Annotated in this window: 14 protein-coding genes and 1 tRNA gene; 13 read left to right on the forward strand and 2 right to left on the reverse strand. The window is 61.9% G+C overall.

Translation table 11 applies throughout. The annotated features are described in order from the left end of the window. Nucleotides 1-534: 534 nt before the first annotated feature. Nucleotides 535-1,782 carry an ATP-binding protein gene (locus AC1AYP_RS08170; RefSeq protein ID WP_476547475.1) on the reverse strand — a complete coding sequence of 416 codons (1,248 nt, stop codon included), beginning with the start codon at nucleotides 1,780-1,782 and terminating at the stop codon, nucleotides 535-537. Between the two features lie 157 nt (nucleotides 1,783-1,939). On the opposite strand from AC1AYP_RS08170, the gene AC1AYP_RS08175 reads away from it, so the two are divergent. The 7 genes from AC1AYP_RS08175 (at nucleotide 1,940) to ureC (ending at nucleotide 9,084) form a co-directional block, all read left to right on the forward strand. Further along, nucleotides 1,940-2,224, forward strand: a complete 285-nt coding sequence (locus tag AC1AYP_RS08175) for a nucleotidyltransferase family protein (RefSeq protein WP_476547512.1) — start codon at nucleotides 1,940-1,942, stop codon at nucleotides 2,222-2,224. A gap of 141 nt (nucleotides 2,225-2,365) precedes the next feature. Then, nucleotides 2,366-3,679: an Eco57I restriction-modification methylase domain-containing protein gene (locus tag AC1AYP_RS08180; RefSeq protein ID WP_476547478.1), complete on the forward strand. Its 1,314-nt coding sequence runs from the start codon at nucleotides 2,366-2,368 to the stop codon at nucleotides 3,677-3,679. Then, nucleotides 3,661-4,611: a BsuBI/PstI family type II restriction endonuclease gene (locus AC1AYP_RS08185; RefSeq protein ID WP_476547480.1), complete on the forward strand. Its 951-nt coding sequence runs from the start codon at nucleotides 3,661-3,663 to the stop codon at nucleotides 4,609-4,611. Before AC1AYP_RS08180 ends, AC1AYP_RS08185 begins: the two co-directional genes overlap by 19 nt. A gap of 58 nt (nucleotides 4,612-4,669) precedes the next feature. Then, a complete protein-coding gene (locus AC1AYP_RS08190) occupies nucleotides 4,670-5,914 on the forward strand; it encodes an ATP-dependent nuclease (protein WP_476502744.1) in 1,245 nt (414 codons plus the stop codon). A 26-nt stretch (nucleotides 5,915-5,940) separates the two neighbouring features. Continuing rightward, the gene (locus AC1AYP_RS08195) at nucleotides 5,941-6,390 is read left to right on the forward strand and encodes a hypothetical protein (protein ID WP_476502743.1); all 450 of its coding nucleotides are present in this window, start codon (nucleotides 5,941-5,943) and stop codon (nucleotides 6,388-6,390) included. A gap of 84 nt (nucleotides 6,391-6,474) precedes the next feature. Continuing rightward, entirely contained in the window at nucleotides 6,475-7,155 is a 681-nt protein-coding gene (gene ureA / locus AC1AYP_RS08200) for an urease subunit gamma (protein ID WP_476502742.1), read from the forward strand. Nucleotides 7,156-7,359: 204 nt separating this feature from the next. Beyond that, entirely contained in the window at nucleotides 7,360-9,084 is a 1,725-nt protein-coding gene (gene ureC, locus AC1AYP_RS08205) for an urease subunit alpha (RefSeq protein ID WP_476502741.1), read from the forward strand. A 287-nt stretch (nucleotides 9,085-9,371) separates the two neighbouring features. Here ureC and AC1AYP_RS08210 read toward each other — a convergent pair whose 3' ends face one another. Further along, nucleotides 9,372-10,313, reverse strand: coding sequence for an urease accessory protein UreD (locus AC1AYP_RS08210; RefSeq protein WP_476502740.1), 942 nt, complete (start codon nucleotides 10,311-10,313; stop codon nucleotides 9,372-9,374). Between the two features lie 241 nt (nucleotides 10,314-10,554). Here AC1AYP_RS08210 and AC1AYP_RS08215 point away from each other — a divergent pair. The 6 genes from AC1AYP_RS08215 (at nucleotide 10,555) to AC1AYP_RS08240 (ending at nucleotide 18,031) form a co-directional block, all read left to right on the forward strand. Continuing rightward, nucleotides 10,555-10,627: transfer RNA gene (locus AC1AYP_RS08215), tRNA-Arg, on the forward strand. 643 nt (nucleotides 10,628-11,270) lie between these two features. Then, nucleotides 11,271-12,539, forward strand: coding sequence for a glycerophosphodiester phosphodiesterase family protein (locus AC1AYP_RS08220; RefSeq protein WP_476547482.1), 1,269 nt, complete (start codon nucleotides 11,271-11,273; stop codon nucleotides 12,537-12,539). Between the two features lie 176 nt (nucleotides 12,540-12,715). Then, nucleotides 12,716-13,105, forward strand: a complete 390-nt coding sequence (locus AC1AYP_RS08225; protein WP_034527123.1) for a Rid family detoxifying hydrolase — start codon at nucleotides 12,716-12,718, stop codon at nucleotides 13,103-13,105. Nucleotides 13,106-13,409: 304 nt separating this feature from the next. Beyond that, nucleotides 13,410-15,842 carry an alkaline phosphatase family protein gene (locus AC1AYP_RS08230; protein ID WP_476547484.1) on the forward strand — a complete coding sequence of 811 codons (2,433 nt, stop codon included), beginning with the start codon at nucleotides 13,410-13,412 and terminating at the stop codon, nucleotides 15,840-15,842. 6 nt (nucleotides 15,843-15,848) lie between these two features. Further along, the gene (locus AC1AYP_RS08235) at nucleotides 15,849-16,433 is read left to right on the forward strand and encodes a hypothetical protein (protein ID WP_476502737.1); all 585 of its coding nucleotides are present in this window, start codon (nucleotides 15,849-15,851) and stop codon (nucleotides 16,431-16,433) included. Nucleotides 16,434-16,624: 191 nt separating this feature from the next. Next, nucleotides 16,625-18,031, forward strand: coding sequence for an amino acid permease (locus tag AC1AYP_RS08240; RefSeq protein WP_476502736.1), 1,407 nt, complete (start codon nucleotides 16,625-16,627; stop codon nucleotides 18,029-18,031). Nucleotides 18,032-18,129 lie beyond the last annotated feature (98 nt).

The following is an 18,129-nucleotide window of genomic DNA, read 5'->3' on the forward strand; positions in this document are numbered from 1 at the left end:
AAAAATGTCGTCTGCGACATTTTTCGGCACTTAAGCCGTATCCGGGGTATCCGCGCTGTCTGTCGCGGTTGTGCTGTGGGCTCGGCCACGTTTGGTGCGGGGCCTGGTTTGTCTGTTGCGTGTGTGGGATTCGCGTGCCAGGGATTCGCGTGCCACGCAATGGTCGATGGAACGTTGTGTGGCACGGCGTCACGCCACACAACGCCGGTATCGGTCTGATTCGGGCTCGTGTGGCGTGATTCCGCGGTGAATGCGTGCCACGCAAGCCCGCAAAGCGCGGAATCCTCCCAAGTGTGGCGCGGCCCTGAGCCACGCTATCCGCCGGGACCCGTTTCTCGGGATTGCGTGGCACGTTTTCGTACCTTCGGCGCTCCACTTCGCACTCCGCCCGCCGATTCCGGTGAAGTGTGGCGCGCTCGTGTGCCACACTTCACCGCCGTACCCCTTGTGTGGCACGCTTGCTGCCAGCCGTGCCGCTGGCTGCCACAATGCCACGAGTATGCGGCACCTCAGGACGGTGGTGAGCTTGACCTTTCAGCGGCGTCCGTCGTAGATCTGATCGACTTGCGGCATGATGCGTCGTACGAATTCCGCCATCCGCGGCACGGAGAACGCGACCTGCCCGTATCCGGACGCGTAGATGAGGCCGAGTTCGATGAGCGAGGCGCGGGCGCTCGCCGCCGAACCCTCATTGGCGAACCGCTTCTTCACGTCCGCGGTGCGCACCGGGCCGTCCGACAAATCAGCCATGATGCGCAGGTAGGCGCGCCCGTTTTCCGTGGCACGCAACCACCGGGCCATGTACAAGCCGTGGTCGAGCATGTCCAACGCCTCCGGCTCGCCCTGCTCCACCGCCGTGACGTTGATCGGATTAGTGGTCGAAGCGTTCCATGTGGCCGCGCCGTATGCCTGGATGAAATACGGATAGCCTTGTGACAGGGCCTCCAGTTTGTCGAGGGCCGCGCCGTCGAACGGACGCCCTGTTCTTTTCGCCGGGGTCTGGAAACCCTCGCGGGTCGCGGCGCTGTCCAGCTTGTCGATCTCCCGATAGTCGAACAGGCGCTCCGCATACGAGCGTGCCTTGGACAGGACGCCGGGCAGATCCGGCAGTCCTGCACCGATGATGTAGAAGGGGAGTCCGCGCTGCCCCATCTCGTGCTGGATGGTGATGAGATCGCTCAGCGGCGTCTTGTGCATCTCCTGCATCTCGTCGATGAACAGGTACAGGCCAGAATTGTCGCCCTTGAGCTCTTTGCAGATGCCTTCGATAAGCAATTGGAGCCGGTACGATTCGGTACGGAAATCGGGCTTGCCGTTCAATTCCGCGGAGGCTTTGACTCCCATGAAATCAAAGGACACCGATTCCACGCTGGAGAAGACCTTGGCCACGCGCTCGCGGATGTCGGTTTCCCCGATGCGTGCTATCGCCAAGGGGATTTCGTGGAACAGAGCGTCATATGTCGCGGCGGCGCTGGAGCTGGCCTCGATTTTGAGGGTCGCCATATGACGTTGGTCGGCGATGTCGCGCATGTGCATCAGTAGCACGGTCTTGCCGATGCCGCGTAAACCGTACAGCATGACGCCGCGGTTGAGGAGTTGCAGCTTCGTCCGCGCCGCCATCCTGTCGATGAGGGCGATCTCGTGTTCGCGCCCGACCAGTGCGGGCGGTTGCAGTCCGGCACCCGGCATAAACGGGTTCAACGCCTGCAGGGGCGTCTTCATGTCGTCCATATGCCCTCCAGATAAGTTCGGATAACTCCAGATAATCTTCGATATCTTCAATATAGACGGATAATTCGGATAATTTCAGATAAGTTTTGTGATGTGGGTGCTGGGATGAGGTGGGGACGAGCTGCCGCACTGGTAGGGTTGGGACTGTAATTGCCGGAACCGGTACGCGCGACCGTGCCGGGGTTGATGGACGGGAGGCATGATGGGGATGGTGCCGATCGAGGACGTGTACGGGCAGATTCGCGAGTTCGCCGCCGAGGATGGCGTGCGACGGGTGATTCTGTTCGGTTCCCGAGCGAAGGGAACGAACCGTCCGAAAAGCGACATCGATTTGGCCGTGAACGGGGGAGCGAGGTTCGAGGATTTCCAACGGCGCGTGCAGGACGATTTGTGGTCGCTGCTGAAAGTGGACATCGTGAACCTCGACGAGCCCGTGTCCGACGAGCTGAGGCGCGAAATCGCCACGACCGGAAAGGTGCTGTATGAACAATGATCGGCATCGTCTGAGTAACTGACATCGAAGGCCGGTATTCTGAGGGGTATGAATTCCGAATCCATCGCACAGATCCGAGACGAGGCCGCGGCGTCGCTGGTTCCCGAGCGGCAGCAGCAGTGGGAGCAGTTCCTGACGCCCATGCCCGTCGCCGAGCAGGCGGTGGGATTGTTCACGGAATCCGATGAGCCGCAGCGGATTCTCGACCTCGGGTCGGGTTCCGGCATTCTGGGTGCGGTCACGGCAAAACGGTTCGCGGATGGCGCCAGCGTGCTCGCCATCGAGCGGGATGCCGCGTTGGCACAGGCTTCCGAAACGTCGTTGCGTCAGGTGTGCGACGATGTCACGGTTCTCAACGATTCGGTCTTCGACGTCGCGCTGGAGCCTCGCTTCAGCCGGGTGATCCTCAATCCGCCGTACAAGAAGATCGCTCCGACCGTCATCACGACGAACAGTGGCGACGTCAGGGTGACGAACCTGTACACGGCGTTCCTGGTCATCGCGATTCAGTCGCTCGCCGAGGGAGGCGAGTGCGTGGCGATCATTCCCCGATCATGGATGAACGGCGACTATTTCAAGGATTTCCGCAAGTGGATGCTGCGTGAATGCAGTCTGGACGCGATGGTCGTATATGGCTCGCGGCAGGAGCATTTCAAGGATATGGGCATTCTTCAGGAGATCATGCTGCTGAAGGTGTCGAAGCGCTCGCAGGTGAAGAAGGTCACCGTGTTCCCCGACGCATCGCCGGCGACGCCGCTGGAACGGCAGTCGCAGGAGATGATTGCGCTTCGTGCGCTCAGCATGGGGCGTGACCGCATCCTGCGCATCCAACGGCAGGACGCACGCCTTGCCGGGTTCAAGACGATGGCCGACGAAGGATTGTGGGTGTCCACCGGCAAGCTGGTGTGGTTCCGGAACCGTGATGTGCTGTCGGATGACGAGGTGATCGGCGGACATCCGTTGTACTGGGCGGACAATCAGGATGGTCTGCGCATGAAGCATCCGGTCGAGTGCGACCGCGCGCAATGGGTGACCGGTGCGGCGGACGATCGGCATGTCGTGCTGCCCGCGGGCGGCTACTGCATGGTGAACCGGTTCTCCGCGAAGGAGCAACGGCACCGCATTTACGCGTCGTATCTCAACAGCGATGTGGATTTCGTGGCGGACAACAAGCTCAATTACGTGCATCAGGGAACGTCGCGCAAGACGATTCCACTGGATGATGCGGTCGCGCGTGGACTGACGCTGTGGCTGTCGTCGTCAATCGTCGACGAATGGTATCGGCAGGTGTCCGGCAGCACGCAGGTCAACGCCACGGATCTGAGGCAGATGCCGTGCCCGTCGAAGCAACAGCTCGCCGTGTTGGCTGGTATGCTGTCAGTCAACGATGCACCGGGCCAGAGTCTCGTCGACGAGACGATTGGGGGGCTGTTCGAATGGGCGAAGGCAAGCTGATCGACGAAGCCATGGAGCTGCTGCGCCGATTCGAACTCGGCGATCAGCAGCTCAACAGGCGGAGCGCGATGATTCTGCTCGCACTGCTGCAACTCAGGGACGGGGATTCTTGGGATAAGGCCGAGAACCCGATGTTGGGCACTCGCGCGATTATGGATTGGATTCGTGATGAGTTCGGTGTCGCCTATAAGCCGAACACGCGTGAGACCGTCCGACGATTCTCACTGCACCAGTTCGTCATCGCGGGACTTGTGGAGGAGAACGCCGATCGGCCGAATCGGCCGATCAATTCGCCGAAATGGAACTACCGAGTGACCGATGATGCGCTGAAGGTGATTCGCAAATATGGTACGGAGCGGTTCTCTTCCGAGCTTGATGTGTTCCTGGCCGCCCACACGCCATACCAGTCGCTCGCCGAGGAGCGACGGCATATGCCGAAGACTCCGGTGACGTTGCCTTCCGGCCGTGATATCCGTCTGTCCCCGCAAGGGCAGTCCACGCTCATCAAGGCGATGGTGGAAGAGATGCTGCCGCGGTTCGCGCCGGGATGTCAGGTCGCGTTCATCGATGACACCGACCACCAGCATGGTGTTGTGGATACCTCGTTGATGGATGAGTTGGGTATTACACTTCGGGCGCGCGAGAAGGCACCGGACGTGATCGCGTGGGATGCCGAACGCGGATGGCTGTTCCTGATGGAGGCGGCCAGCACGCACGGCCCCGTGGATGTGACCCGCAAAGTCGAGTTGCATGATCTGTTCGCCGACCAATGGGACAAGGTGGTGCTGGTCTCCTGCTTCCCGAACCGTTCGGTCATGCAACGCTACTGCGCGCAGCTCGCATGGGAAACCGAAGTCTGGTGCGCCGACACCCCCGACCACATGATCCACCTCAACGGCTCCAGATTCATGGGGCCGTATGGCTCCTTTTAAGAGCGACTTTGTTTTTTCGTGAGGAAAAAGGTTTTGGGATTAGAAAGAGAGAATCAAAATGAAGATTGAAAGCATGTCTGTTTCGAATTATAGGTCAATTGGGAAACAGACTACATTTAAAATTGGTAATATGACTACGCTTGTTGGTCCCAATAATGAAGGTAAGACGAACCTTATTAGAGCGCTTGTCGTCGGTATGAATTTAATACGACTGAGGGCAAATTACTCAAATTCCGATTGGAGTAAATCGGTATATTCCCCATGGAAGAGGTATAATTTTTCGCATCAATCTTTGAGGGATGAAGGGTATGACTGGGAATATGATTTCCCGCTCTCAAAGCAAAAAAATAAAAGCGGAATGACGCGCATTAGGGTGACATTTAGCTTGAATGAAACTGAAGTTGATGAATTTGTTCAATCGACTGGGATTCGGACGAATGGCACCTTGCCAATCCAAATTGACCTAAGGCGGGATTCGGCCACTCTTAGTATTGTAAAACAAGGTAATAGTAAACGGAACTATGAGAATAAGGCTCAAAGCATAGCTAAATTCATTTCCGGAAAGATAAATGTGATATATGTTCCTGCGGTTAGGACGGAAGAACAGGCGCGTAGATTACTGAATAATTTGCTATCGATAAAAATGAGGTCATTGTTTGATGATCCTCAATATAATAAGCTAATTGAAGAGATTAATGATAAAAGACGTGCTATTATTGAAGAAATAGAAAGTACTATTCGGGGCTCGGTTAGTGAATATATGACCTCGGTGAGTCGAGTCCATATATCAACCGATCGTTTGGAGTCATTTTCCAGTCGTGTTCTAGATGTCTCTATTGATGATGGTTTTTTAACTCCTCTTGGCCAAAAGGGTGACGGCATTAAAAGTTTGTTCACGCTTGCTTTAATGCAGGAGCTGTCTAAAGAAAAATCCTCTGCGCATAGTTATTTGTTGATAGTCGATGAGCCTGAGGCTCATTTGCACCCTAATGCAGTTCGTGAGTTGCAGAGAATCTTGGAAATTTTTTCGGAAACTCAACAGGTGTTGGTTGCGACTCATAATCCAATTATGGTTAATAGGGAAGATGTCTCTTCGAATGTTCTTGTTGCGAATAGTACAGCCAAGCCTGTGCAGAGATTGGCAAAAATTCGTGAATCCCTTGGAGTGCAGGTTTCCGATAATTTGTCGTCTGCTGAAATTGTGATTCTTGTTGAAGGGCCTTCTGATGTGCAAATTATTTCTAATGTTTTAAAAAAAGGAGTACTTTATTTGCAAATCATCTTTTGCATCATAATATTGTGATTCAAGATGTTGGTGGAACTCATGGAATGATTAATGAGATTAAGCGCCAAAAAAGTAATATTTGTAGAATCATCTCCGTTCTGGATAACGATAATGCCGGTATACAGACGCGCGATAGGATTCTAGAAAGCGGCTTGCTTCCTGAAAGGGATGTGTTTATGATTGGCATCCATAGTGGTGGTGAAAATGAAATAGAAAATTCCATTAATCCAGATGTTTATTGTGGGTCTTTGCATGATGAATTTGGTAGAGATTTTTCTCCTAATCAATTCAGAAATCCGTCCATTAAATGGTCTAAGAAGTTTTCTGATTACTGTATTAGTCTCGGAATGGGAGATTCTGATGAAGATAGAATAGACAGAGCCAAGAAGATTGTTGCCGACTCTGTTATGCGCTATAATGGGGATCCGTTGATTGATGCCGCGAGGCCACTTTTTGATGCATTATTGCAAGTTATCTTCCCTAATAGGCCTTAATTGTTTCTTAAATGAAACATCCTGTTTTCACTAACGGAATATACTTTCTTTGTTTCTTTGCATTGGTATGACGAGGGGAGCCTGATGAGACTTACACCACGGGAGACGGATAAGCTGATGCTGTACTTGGCGGGGCAGCTCGCCAAGGACCGCAAGGCTCGGGGCGTCAAGCTGAACTATGTGGAGGCGATCGCACTGATCTCCTCTGAGTGCGTGGAGCGGGCGCGCGAAGGCGCGACAGTCGCCGAACTCATGCAGTACGGGCGCACGCTGCTCAAGCCCGAGGACGTGATGGACGGCGTGGCCGAGATGCTCGAAGTCGTCGAGGTCGAGGCCACGTTCCCCGACGGCACGAAGCTCGTGTCCATCCACAACCCCATCGAATCGACCGAAAAGCTCGTGCCCGGCGAATACCTGCTCGCCGACGGCGACCTCACCATCAACGAAGGCAAGGACGCCATCGAACTCGACGTGGTCAACACCGCCGACCGACCCATCCAGATCGGCTCCCACTTCCACTTCTTCGAAGTCAACAAGTACCTCAAGTTCGACCGCAAGGCCGCGTACGGCAAGCGCCTCGACATCGCCGCCGGCACCGCCGTGCGCTTCGAACCGGGCGAATCGCACCGCGTGCGGCTCATCGACATCGGCGGCACGCGTGAGATCCACGGATTCAGCGCGCTCGTCGACGGCAAGCTCGACGACCCGATCGTAAAGGAAGCGGCGTTCAGGAAGGCGAAGGAGGAGGGGTTCCTGGGGGCCTGAGGACCCCCTCAGTCCGCCGGAGGCGGACAGCTCCCCCTGACAGGGGGCGCGGGACTACCCCTCAGTCCGCTTCGCGGACAGCTCCCCTGACAAGGGGAGCCGGGAATTACGCCCCGACAGGGGCGCGCGGGACTACCCCTCAGTCGGCTTTGCCGACAGCTCCCCTGGCAAGGGGAGCTGAGATAAGAGACTTAAGGATTTGATATGAGCAGGATCATTACTCGTAAGGATTATGCGGGGATGTTCGGGCCGACCACGGGGGACCGCGTGCGACTCGGCGACACCAGCCTCGTCATCGAAGTGGAGAAGGACTACACGCATTACGGCGACGAACTGAAGTTCGGCGGCGGCAAATCGTTCCGCGACGGCATGGGCCAATCCTCCGTCCAACTCGACGCCGAATCGCCCGACACGGTCATCACCAACGCGCTCATCGTCGACTGGACCGGCATCTACAAAGCCGACATCGGCATCAAAAACGGCAAAATCAGCGCCATCGGCAAAGCCGGCAACCCGCAGACCATGACCGGCGTCACGCCCGGACTCGAAGTCGGCTCCGGCACCGAAGCCATCGCCGGCGAAGGCCTCATCATCACCGCGGGCGGCCTCGACACGCACATCCACTTCATCTCGCCGCAACAGGTGCGCACCGCACTCGCCGGCGGCGTCACCACGATGATCGGCGGCGGCACCGGCCCCGCGGACGGCACCAACGCGACCACCTGCAACCCGGGCGCGTTCCACCTCGCCCGCATGATCGAAGCGGCCGAAGCGCTGCCCGTCAACATCGCCTACCTCGGCAAAGGCAACGACTCCAGCCCGGAACCGCTGCGCGAACAGATTCGCGCCGGCGCGGCCGGACTCAAGATCCACGAGGACTGGGGCTCCACGCCCGCCGTGATCGACACGTGCCTCGGCGTCGCCGACGAAACCGACACGCAGGTCGCCATCCACACGGACACGCTCAACGAAGGCGGCTGCGTGGAGGACACGATCGCCGCGTTCAAAGGCCGCACCATCCACACGTACCATACGGAAGGCGCGGGCGGCGGCCACGCGCCAGACATCATCCGCGCGGCCGGATTCCCGAACGTCCTGCCGAGCTCCACGAACCCGACCATGCCGTACACGCGCAACACGATCGACGAACATCTCGACATGATGATGGTCTGCCACCATCTCGACCGCAACGTGCCTGAGGACATCTCGTTCGCCGACTCGCGCATCCGCCCCGAGACCATCGGTGCCGAGGACGTGCTGCACGACATGGGCATCATCTCGATGATGAGCTCCGACTCGCAGGCCATGGGCCGCGTGGGCGAGGTCATCACGCGCACCATCCAGACCGCCGACAAGATGAAGAAGCAGCGCGGGCCGCTCCCCGAGGACGAGCACGACAACAACCGCAACGACAACTTCCGCGTCAAGCGATACGTGAGCAAGTTCACCATCAACCCGGCCATCACGCACGGCGTCTCCGACTACGTCGGCTCCGTCGAAGTCGGCAAGATGGCGGACCTCGTGCTGTGGCAGCCGTCCATGTTCGGCGCGAAGCCGGAGATGGTCATCAAAGGCGGCTCCATCGCCTACTCGCGCATGGGCGACGCGAACGCGTCCATCCCCACGCCGGAACCCGTCTACTACCGCGACATGTTCGGCGCGCTCGGCCGCGCGCTCGGCTCGTCGTGCGCGACCTTCGTCTCGCAGGCCGCCATCGACGACGACATCAAGGGCAAGCTCAACCTGCAGCGCCAGGTCCTGCCCGTGCACGGATGCCGCACGCCCGGCAAGAAGGACCTCAAGTTCAACGACGTCCTCGCCGACATCCAGGTCAACCCGGAGACCTTCCAGGTGACGGTCGACGGCGAGCTCGTGCACTCGGATCCCGCGTACGAGCTGCCGTTGACGCAGCGGTACTTCCTGTTCTAGGGGGAGTCGGGGTTTCTCTTCCGGGGTTTCTCGGGGAGGGATGGTGCGGATGTTGCGTTCCGGCTATCTCTCCCCCAGTCCGCTGCGCGGACAGCCCCCTCGTCAGAGGGGGCCGGATGTGGGGCTTGCGTTAGGGCGGGCTGAGGTGATGGTTCCTCAGTCAGTACCCCCTCAGTCCGCTGCGCGGACAGCTCCCCCTAGAAGGGGGAGCAGAATGTTAAGGAGTCGCGAGTATGCCGGCGGGTGCCTTGGCTCGCTCCCCTTTGAAAGGGGGAGTAGGAGACGGGTTAGGATTCGGTGGCCATGGCGGCGATGTCTTGGATGAGGTCGAAGGCGTCATCGCCGCGTTTGGTGAGGACTCGGACGCAGACGCCGTCGATTGCGCGGCTCGCGCCAAGCTCGCCGGCGAAGCCGATCGCGTCGGCGTGCGCGCGGATACGGTCGATCAGCGCGTCCTCGGCGGCGATGCGCGCCGTCTCAACGCGCTCGCGGACCGCGTCGGGTGTCATATCGACGTCGTCGTCGGCGGCGCTCGAATCAGCCGGGTCGAGTTCGGGGAGGTGGACGTAGAGGACGCCGCAGTGGGTGAACTCGCGCCACATGCCCATCTCCGTGTAGTCGAACGACTCCGGTTCCAGCAACATGCGGTCGGCGAACGCGAGACGCGACTGCGGACCGTCCGATTTGCGTGGACGGCCGGGATGGGAACGCGCCGCGGCGAACGCTTTGGTCACGGCGGCGGGTTCGTCGACGATGACTCGTAGGCGGTTCGTGAAGCGGCGCATCGCCCAGCGTTCGTCCATGCCGACGCGGCCGCACGTGACCACGTCGCCGTAGACGAACGTCGATTCGGCGGCGATGCGCGCCGTGGTGAGATTCTCGAACGTGCTGTTGCGGAACGGGATGACCGGGAACGGGAGGAACACGGCCTTCGCGTCGCCGCGGGCCGTCAGGTCGATGGTGCGCGCCGCCATGCCGTCGGACGTGTCGAGCACCTTCTCGTAGCTCTGCGTCCTGATCGTCGAATCCGTGCCGGGCGCGAAGTCGATGGCGATATGCGCCTCGTCGCCCTTGAGGAAGCCGGGGGAGGCGAGCATCACGATGAAATCCGAATGACGGCCGTTCGTGAACGGCGTCATCAGTTTGAACGGGGCTTCGAAATACACGTCGTCGATCTTCGTGCGCCCATGGCGGAACGCGGTGGTCAAACGGAACGTGCTGCTTCCCATGGACGGGCCTTTCTGCGTGGCGGCGGCGAAACAGGTTCATTATGCCGCGCGTCGGGCAACGCAATGTTTCGATGCGGGCGGGCGTCAGCGCGATGCGGGGCGGTACGGGGACGCGGGCGCACGGACGGGCGGCCGCACGGTGCGTGGGCGGTGGTGTCGCGCGTGGCGCGGACGTGGTGTACAGTAGGGGAGTTGCATGTCGCGACGTACGCCCTCGGGCGGGCCGCGGATGCATGATTCTGGGTTCGTAGCTCAGTGGATAGAGCGTCTGTCTCCGGAACAGAAGGTCGAGGGTTCGAACCCCTTCGAGCCCACCCGGAATCGAGGCCCCGCATCGTAGGATGCGGGGCCTTCGGCGTCTCCGGCCGGGAAGAGCGGCAGGGGGCATGGAAAGTCGTAGGGGACAGGTCCAAGTGAGTGGCCTGAATCTGCGGTGGACCTGGATCTGCATGGTTGGAGGGGGAACCTGCATGGTTCAAGGGCGAACGTGCATGGTTCAAGGGCGAACGTGCATGGTTCGGCGACATACCTGCATGAGACGAGGGCGAACCTGTACGGTGGGGTGCTGAAGAATGGGGCTTCATCGTGTCGGAGCCTTGGCAGGATTGTTGGAATATGGCCGATTCATTGTTCGTGATGGACGTCTGTGGCGGGTGTCTACTGAAGGGTGGTATGCAGGTTCGGATAACAATCCTGCAGGTTCGTGCTCGAATCATGCAGGTTGGTCGTCGAATCATGCAGATTCGTCTTCGGACTTCGCAGGTTTGTACGTTAATCGGTATGTACTCACGGATGACGAGGCTTAGAGAATGACCCTGAATTTTCCCTGAGATAACCATGAGGAGGCCATGAAATCGTGCATGGCTCCCACTCGGCGGGCGCATAATGAATGCTGCTTCGATCAGCAGGAGGTGTGTGATGGGAAAGCAGGAACCGAGGAATCGCGGCAGGAACAGCATGACCCGTGAGGCTCGTGAGACTCGTGACGCCCGTGGGGATACGGGCGACGGAACCGTGGCCAGCGTGGCCGCGGTCGGGGAATCGTCCGCCGTGGGCGAGCAGTCGCAGTCCGCGGCGTCCATGCCGTCCGCGCCGGTCACGTCCGCGCCGTCCGTGCCGTCCGCGGATCCCGCGGATTCCGCGTCGGCTCCCCATCATCGCTGGATCGCGCATCTCGTCATCCTGGCCATCGCGCTCGCGCTCGTCGTCGGCGGTGCGGCCGCCGCGAACCTGCGTCGTCGCGAACGCGACGGACTGGACGGTTCCGGCGTCATCGCCGGCGTCGCGGGATTGTTCGGGCACGGGGCGTTCGACGGATTCGGCGTTGCGCCCACGGCCGATCCGTTCTCGCGGGACGCCGCCGGCACGCAGGCCGCCCGCGACTCGCGCGACATGTGGACGGTGCGGCCGCTCGCCATCGCTCATCGCGGCGACGATTCCGCACCCGAGAACTCGTTGCACGCGATCGCCAACGCGGGCGCGCGCGGCGCCGACTACGCCGAGATCGATATCCGTCTCGACGCGGACGGCACTCCCGTTGTCTTCCACGACCAACGCACCGGACGACTGTCCGCCGACGGGCGCGACGTGCCGGTCTCGTCCATGCCGACGCACGAACTGCAGCACATGCCGATGCGCCAGAACGGTGAGACCTTCCATATCCCCACGCTCGCGCAGGCGATCCTCACCGCGCAGCATACGAACGACCATCTCGGATTGCTGCTGCATCTCAAGACCGATGACCGCCATGCTCCGCGCGTCACCGAGGCGGTCGCACGGCAGATCGAACGCCACGACTTCGCGTCCCGCGTGATGCTCATGTCCACGGACGACACCGCCATCCGACTCGTCCATCGCGCGCACCCGAGCTGGCTGGTCGGCAAGTGCGTGAGCCCGGCCGGGCACGCCCGCATCGAATGGCCGCGTGGCGCGAGCTTCGTCGTCATGCGCGGCAACCGGCTCGACCCGCGTGTGGCCCGTCGCGCCGCACGGGACGATATGCCCGTCTACGCGGGCGTGAGCGGCGACTACCGCGAGGCGAACCGGTGCCTGAGGCTCGGGGCGAGTGGCGTGCTCGGCGACAGCGCGCGGCGGCTCGACCACGTGGTCGACCGCCACGCGGTGCGCATCGACGGGCGTGACATGGGTACCGGGTCGCGGAACGGCGCGCATGGCGGCGCGCACGGCTCCGGCGACGCCGTGCCGTGGGCGCGGCCGCTCGCGTGACGCAGTCGGCACGTTGCGCCGCTCGCGCCGTTGCGTCGCGTGCGTTCCCATGTCGCGTGACCGCATGACGGGCATCACGCACGGCGGCGACACGTGCGCTCACTACACTGCTGCGTAATCGCTCGTGCGGCATCGGTTGCGGCATCGGGCGAGCAGGCAACCGAGAGGAGCACACAATGAGCGAAAAGATGGAAGCGGTCGCGACCTCCGAGGCGCCGGCGGCGCTGGGCGCGTACAGCCAGGCGGTCAAGGCCAACGGCTTCGTGTTCGTGTCCGGCCAGCTGGGCATCGACCCGGCCACCGGCGAACTGGCCGGCGAGACCGCGGGCGAACAGGCTGCGCAGGCGCTGAAGAACATCAAGCACATCCTCGACACGGCCGGTACCGGCATCGAGCACGTCGTGCGCGCCACCATCTACCTGAAGAACGTGGAGGACTTCAAGGAGGTGGACGCCCGCTACGCCGAGGTGTTCATCGGCTCCGTGAAGCCGGCGCGCGTCGCGTTCGGCGGCAACGACATCCCGAAGGGCGCGCTCGTCGAGATCGACGCGATCGCCGTGCTGTGATCGGCCGATCTCGCATGTGATTGTGATTGTGATTGTGCGTGCGCCGTCGCACGTCGTGATGCGTAACGTGACGTGATGTGACGTGCGTCGTGACGCATGATCGGAGGCCCGTCCGGACGATGTTCCGGGCGGGCCTCCCGTCGTCCCGCCGGCGATGCCGTGCCGATACCCCGCCGATGCGCCGAACAGGAAACCCCAAGGATTCTCAGAAACCGCTAAGGCAACCATCGTTGTTATCACAACGTTCCTTAGAGTTCATCTCAGGGTCGGCGTGGGAGCGCTAACGAAACCTAACGTGGGGAATATGCAATCTGCATATATGTATATGAGAAGAGCGGGCATCGCCGCTCTAGTAGCCGCGAGCTGCTTTGCACTGACCACCCCGGCGGCCTATGCGAATGACAACCCGTCGACCCAGCCTTCCGAAACCACCATCACGTCCACCGGACTCAAGCCCGGCCAGATCAAGCACGTGTGGACCATCATCCTCGAGAACAAGTCGTATGACGCCACGTTCACCGGCCTGAACCAGAACAGCTACCTGTGGAAGGAACTGCCCGCCCAGGGCGCGCTGCTCACGAACTACTACGGCACCGGCCACTACAGCATGGACAACTACATCACGCTGGTCTCCGGCCAGGCCACGTCGAAGGACCTGCAGGAGGACTGCGGCGTCCGGAACTTCGACTTCGGCAAGAACTCCGACATCATCACCGAGCACACCGGCGACAAGCAGTTCGGCCAGTACGACAACTACGGCCAGGTGAAGTCCCCGGCCGGCCCGAACGCCAAGAACGGCGACAACGGCTGCACCCTGCCGAAGGACGCCCCGACGCTGTTCAACCAGCTCGACGCCGCGGGCAAGACCTGGAAGGGCTACGCGCAGGACCTGCGCAACCAGCCCGGCCGTGAGGACGGCCTCGGCGGCGCGCCCGGCACCCGCGAGAACGACCCGACCAACAACCCGAAGACCATGAAGCCCTCGGCGACCGACAAGCAGAACGGCATCACCTCGTTCACCGGCGCCCAGGCCAACGACCAGTACGTCGCCAAGCACTTCCCGTTCCCGTGGTTCCACTCCATCATCGGCGACGACAACACCGGCAACGACTCGCTGACCAAGCCGGCCAACGGCGGCACGATGACCGACGAGAACCACATCGCCAACCTCGACGACGCCAACTACGGCCTCATCGCCGACCTGAAGAAGCCCGCCGACCAGGTTCCGGCGTTCAACTGGATCACGCCGAACAACTGCTCCGACGCGCATGACGCGGTCTGCAAGGGCAACAACATGTCCGGCCTGTTCGACGACAACCTCCAGCCCGACTACACGAAGCCGCTCAACACCGCGCCGAAGAACCACACCGGCGGCCTGTACGCGGCCGACCTGTGGCTGCGCTACTACATCCCGCTCATCGAACGCTCCGACGCGTTCAAGGACGGCGGCCTGATCGACATCACGTTCGACGAGGCGAACCCGCCGTTCTACGGCATGTCGTTCAACAACGCCACCGATGACAGCGACGTCGCGAAGGACGCCGCCAAGAACGAGCGCTACCAGTACCAGGTCCCCACCATCAAGGACTTCCAGGAAGGCTACAAGCAGTACTCCGCCGGAACCTTCCCGCAGCCCGGCCCGATGGCCAAGAACTACATCCAGGCCGACCTCGCCGGCCAGAACATCAACGGCCAGAACGTCAACTGGGAGCCGGAGGGACCGAACACCCCGCTCGCGCAGGACGCCAACGGCAACCAGCTCTACCCGGGCTCCGGCGACAACGGCTACATCACCCGTCCGCCGTCGTGCGACGATCCGCAGGACGCCGATCTGGTGAACGCCGACAAGAGCAACTGCGTGCCCGGTGCCAAGAACACCGGCTCCGGCTTCTCCGGCGCGGATGACCTCGACGTGAGCGCCCCCGCGGGCACCGACACGATCCAGGGTTCGGTGAACGTCACCGACATCGGCCGCAAGGTCACCGGCGAGGGCATCCCCGACGGCGCCTACGTCGGCTCCGTCGTGAACGAGGGCCCGAACACCGACGACTCCAAGCCGGTCGTGAACTCCTCCTTCAAGATCGTCGACCAGCAGGGCAACCCGCTGCAGACCACCGCGGCCGTGACCAAGGTCACGCTCTCCGCGCTCGGCATCCCGGGCCACCTCAACGAGGGCGAATCCCCGCTGTCCACCTTCGACGCGCAGGACGCCACCCCCGGCGGCGGCGCCACCGGCTCCGTGCTCATCTCCCCGCTCATCAAACCCGGCACCGTGTCCACCACGAACTACAACCACTACTCGTGGCTGCGCACCATGGAGGACATCTTCCAGGTCTCCAAGGGCACCGACACGAAGCCGCTGACCGCCGGCTCCGTCAGCGGCGGTCTCGACGGCAAGGGCCACCTCGGCTTCGCCGCGCAGGACGGCCTCACCCCGTTCGGCACCGACGTGTTCACCAACGCCGCCTCCGACAACAGCGGCAACGGTGGCAACAACGGCAACAACAACGTTGGCGGCAATGCCGGTAATCAGTCCGGTGCCGGCGACCAGGCGAACCAGTCCGGTCAGAACGCCGGCAAGCACCAGAACGCGAACGCCGCCACGCGGGCCGGAGCCAAGGGCAACGGCCTGTCGCGCACGGGCGTCGCGGTGGCCGGCATCGCCGGCGCCGTGGTGGTCCTGCTCGTCGTCGCAGGCGTGACGCTGGTCCTGCGCCGTCGTCACGGAACGCGATAAGGAGGCATGATGCGCAGCACGACCAAGACATTGCGAATCGCGGCGATCCTCCTCAGCGTGGCCGCCATGACGGCCTCGCTGGCCGCCTGCGGAGGCAGCTCGTCGGCCTCGTCCCAGTCCGTGGCGGACAGCATCGGCTCGATGCCGAGCTACCTGCCCAAGACCGACGGCACGGTGAAGACCGTCCGCGGCACGACCGGCAATCCGGCGCTGTCCTACCCGGGCAGCTCGGTGCTCGTCAAGGTCGGTGATGGCGAGGTGCGCGTCGACATCGGAGGCCCCAGCTACCCGTCCACCGGCAAGACGAACGATTCGGCCGTCCCCGCCTCGTTCCCCGTCACGATCACCAACACCGCGGCGAAGGGCGGCAAGGCCGTCTCCCTCGACAAGGCCGTGTTCGACGTGCTCGACAACGCCGGCGCCACGCACGTGCTCATCCCGACGCCCGCCCTGCCCAAGAGCCTCGCTCCCGGGCAGAAGGTCAAGGTGACGCTCCGCACGACGACACCCAGCGGCGAAGGCCTGCTGCGGTTCCGTCCCGACGGCGGCGATTCGGCCGCCGGCTGGGACTTCATCCTGGAGATCGACTGATCTCAATCGAGATCCAGTGAAGTCGACTGAAATCGACTGAATGATCGACCGAGGCCGGTCGGACTCCCCGATCGGGCGTCCGGCCGGCCTCGTCGTTCCGTCGGAGGCCGCGTTCCCCACGGTGCGGGCGTTGGTATCATACGGTAGTCGCCGCATGACGACTTGACACGGATGATATAAGGAGTCCCAGCATGGCCCACGCCGGCAATTCCGACGACACACAGGACAACGGCCTCGAACGCAAGATGGAGTCGCGCCACCTGACGATGATCTCGCTCGGCGGCGTGATCGGCACCGGCCTGTTCGTCTCGTCCGGCTACACGATCCACCAGGCCGGCCCGCTCGGCGCGATCCTCGCGTACGCGGTCGGCTCCGTGCTCGTCTACTGCGTGATGGTCTCGCTCGGCGAACTGTCCGTCGCGATGCCGTACGCGGGCAGCTTCCACATGTACGCGAAACGCTTCATCGGCCCCGGCACCGCGTTCGTGATCGCCGTGCTCTACTGGCTCAACTGGGCGGTGGCGCTCGCCAGCGAGTTCACGGCGGCGGGCCTGCTCATGCAACGCTGGTTCCCCGATTCGCCCGCATGGGTGTGGTCGGCGGTGTTCATCGCCGTCGTGTTCGCGCTCAACATCCTGTCCGTACGCCTCTACGGTGAGGCGGAGTTCTGGTTCGCATCGATCAAGGTGTTCGCGATCGTCGCGTTCATCGTCATCGGCCTGCTCGCGATCTTCGGCGCGATACCGATCGCCGGCTACACGCACGCGCCGCTGTTCGGCAACTTCACGGCCGACGGGTGGTTCCCGAACGGCTTCGCGCCCGTGTTCTCCACGCTGCTCACCGTCGTGTTCGCGTTCTCCGGCACCGAGGTGGTGGGCGTCGCGGCCGGCGAGACGAAGGATCCTTCGCGCGCGATTCCGAAGGCCGTGCACACGACCGTGCTGCGTCTCGCGATCTTCTTCATCGGTTCGATTCTCGTGATGGCCGCGTTGATTCCGTGGCACAAGGCGGGCGTGGAGACCAGTCCGTTCGTGCTCGTGTTCCAGTCGATCGGCATGCCGTTCGCCGGCGACGTGATGAACTTCGTCGTGTTGACGGCGGTGCTGTCGGCCGCGAACTCCGGTCTGTATGTGTGCTCGCGCATGGTGTGGTCGCTCGCGAAGGAGCGTCTGATTCCGGCGCGGTTCGCGAAGACGAACTTCCGCGGCGTGCCCGTGTGGGCGGTGCTGTTCTCGATGGCGGGTTCGCTGCTCGCGCTACTGTCGTCCGTGGTTGCCGCGTCCACCGTGTATCTCGTGTTGGTCGCGGTCTCCGGCCTCGCGACGCTGGTCGTGTGGTTTTCGGTATGCGTGTGCCACCTGCGGTTCCGGCGTGAGTGGAAGGCGGGCGGCCATACGGCGGAGGAGCTCGGCTACCGTGCGCCGGGATTCCCGGTATTGCCGTGGATGGCGATTGTGATGTGCATCGGCGCGCTGGTGCTCGTCGTGCTCGACGAGACGCAGCGTTCGACGTTGTTCTATATGGTCCCGTTCGTCGCGCTGTGCTACGGCGGCTACCATCTGCTGGAACGTCGGCGCGGCAGCGCCACTGGTCGGTGACGTTGCGGTGTCGTGACGGTGCAGCGCAAGAATTCCCGGGAATAATCCGTTTCGTCCGGGATTCCTTGCGCTGAGACGTGGCCAGTGCAAGAAATCCC

It is taken from the genome of Bifidobacterium sp. LH_424 (genome assembly GCF_056356895.1).

Bases quoted from the DNA above. Each gene is read 5' to 3' on its own strand.
- AC1AYP_RS08175 (WP_476547512.1), top strand. From the start codon at position 1,940: ATGGTGCCGATCGAGGACGTGTACGGGCAGATTCGCGAGTTCGCCGCC.
- AC1AYP_RS08180 (WP_476547478.1), top strand. From the start codon at position 2,366: ATGCCCGTCGCCGAGCAGGCGGTGGGATTGTTCACGGAATCCGATGAG.
- AC1AYP_RS08185 (WP_476547480.1), top strand. From the start codon at position 3,661: ATGGGCGAAGGCAAGCTGATCGACGAAGCCATGGAGCTGCTGCGCCGA.
- AC1AYP_RS08190 (WP_476502744.1), top strand. From the start codon at position 4,670: ATGAAGATTGAAAGCATGTCTGTTTCGAATTATAGGTCAATTGGGAAA.
- AC1AYP_RS08195 (WP_476502743.1), top strand. From the start codon at position 5,941: ATGATTAATGAGATTAAGCGCCAAAAAAGTAATATTTGTAGAATCATC.
- ureA (WP_476502742.1), top strand. From the start codon at position 6,475: ATGAGACTTACACCACGGGAGACGGATAAGCTGATGCTGTACTTGGCG.
- ureC (WP_476502741.1), top strand. From the start codon at position 7,360: ATGAGCAGGATCATTACTCGTAAGGATTATGCGGGGATGTTCGGGCCG.
- AC1AYP_RS08210 (WP_476502740.1), bottom strand. From the start codon at position 10,313: ATGGGAAGCAGCACGTTCCGTTTGACCACCGCGTTCCGCCATGGGCGC.
- AC1AYP_RS08220 (WP_476547482.1), top strand. From the start codon at position 11,271: ATGACCCGTGAGGCTCGTGAGACTCGTGACGCCCGTGGGGATACGGGC.
- AC1AYP_RS08225 (WP_034527123.1), top strand. From the start codon at position 12,716: ATGAGCGAAAAGATGGAAGCGGTCGCGACCTCCGAGGCGCCGGCGGCG.
- AC1AYP_RS08230 (WP_476547484.1), top strand. From the start codon at position 13,410: ATGCAATCTGCATATATGTATATGAGAAGAGCGGGCATCGCCGCTCTA.
- AC1AYP_RS08235 (WP_476502737.1), top strand. From the start codon at position 15,849: ATGATGCGCAGCACGACCAAGACATTGCGAATCGCGGCGATCCTCCTC.
- AC1AYP_RS08240 (WP_476502736.1), top strand. From the start codon at position 16,625: ATGGCCCACGCCGGCAATTCCGACGACACACAGGACAACGGCCTCGAA.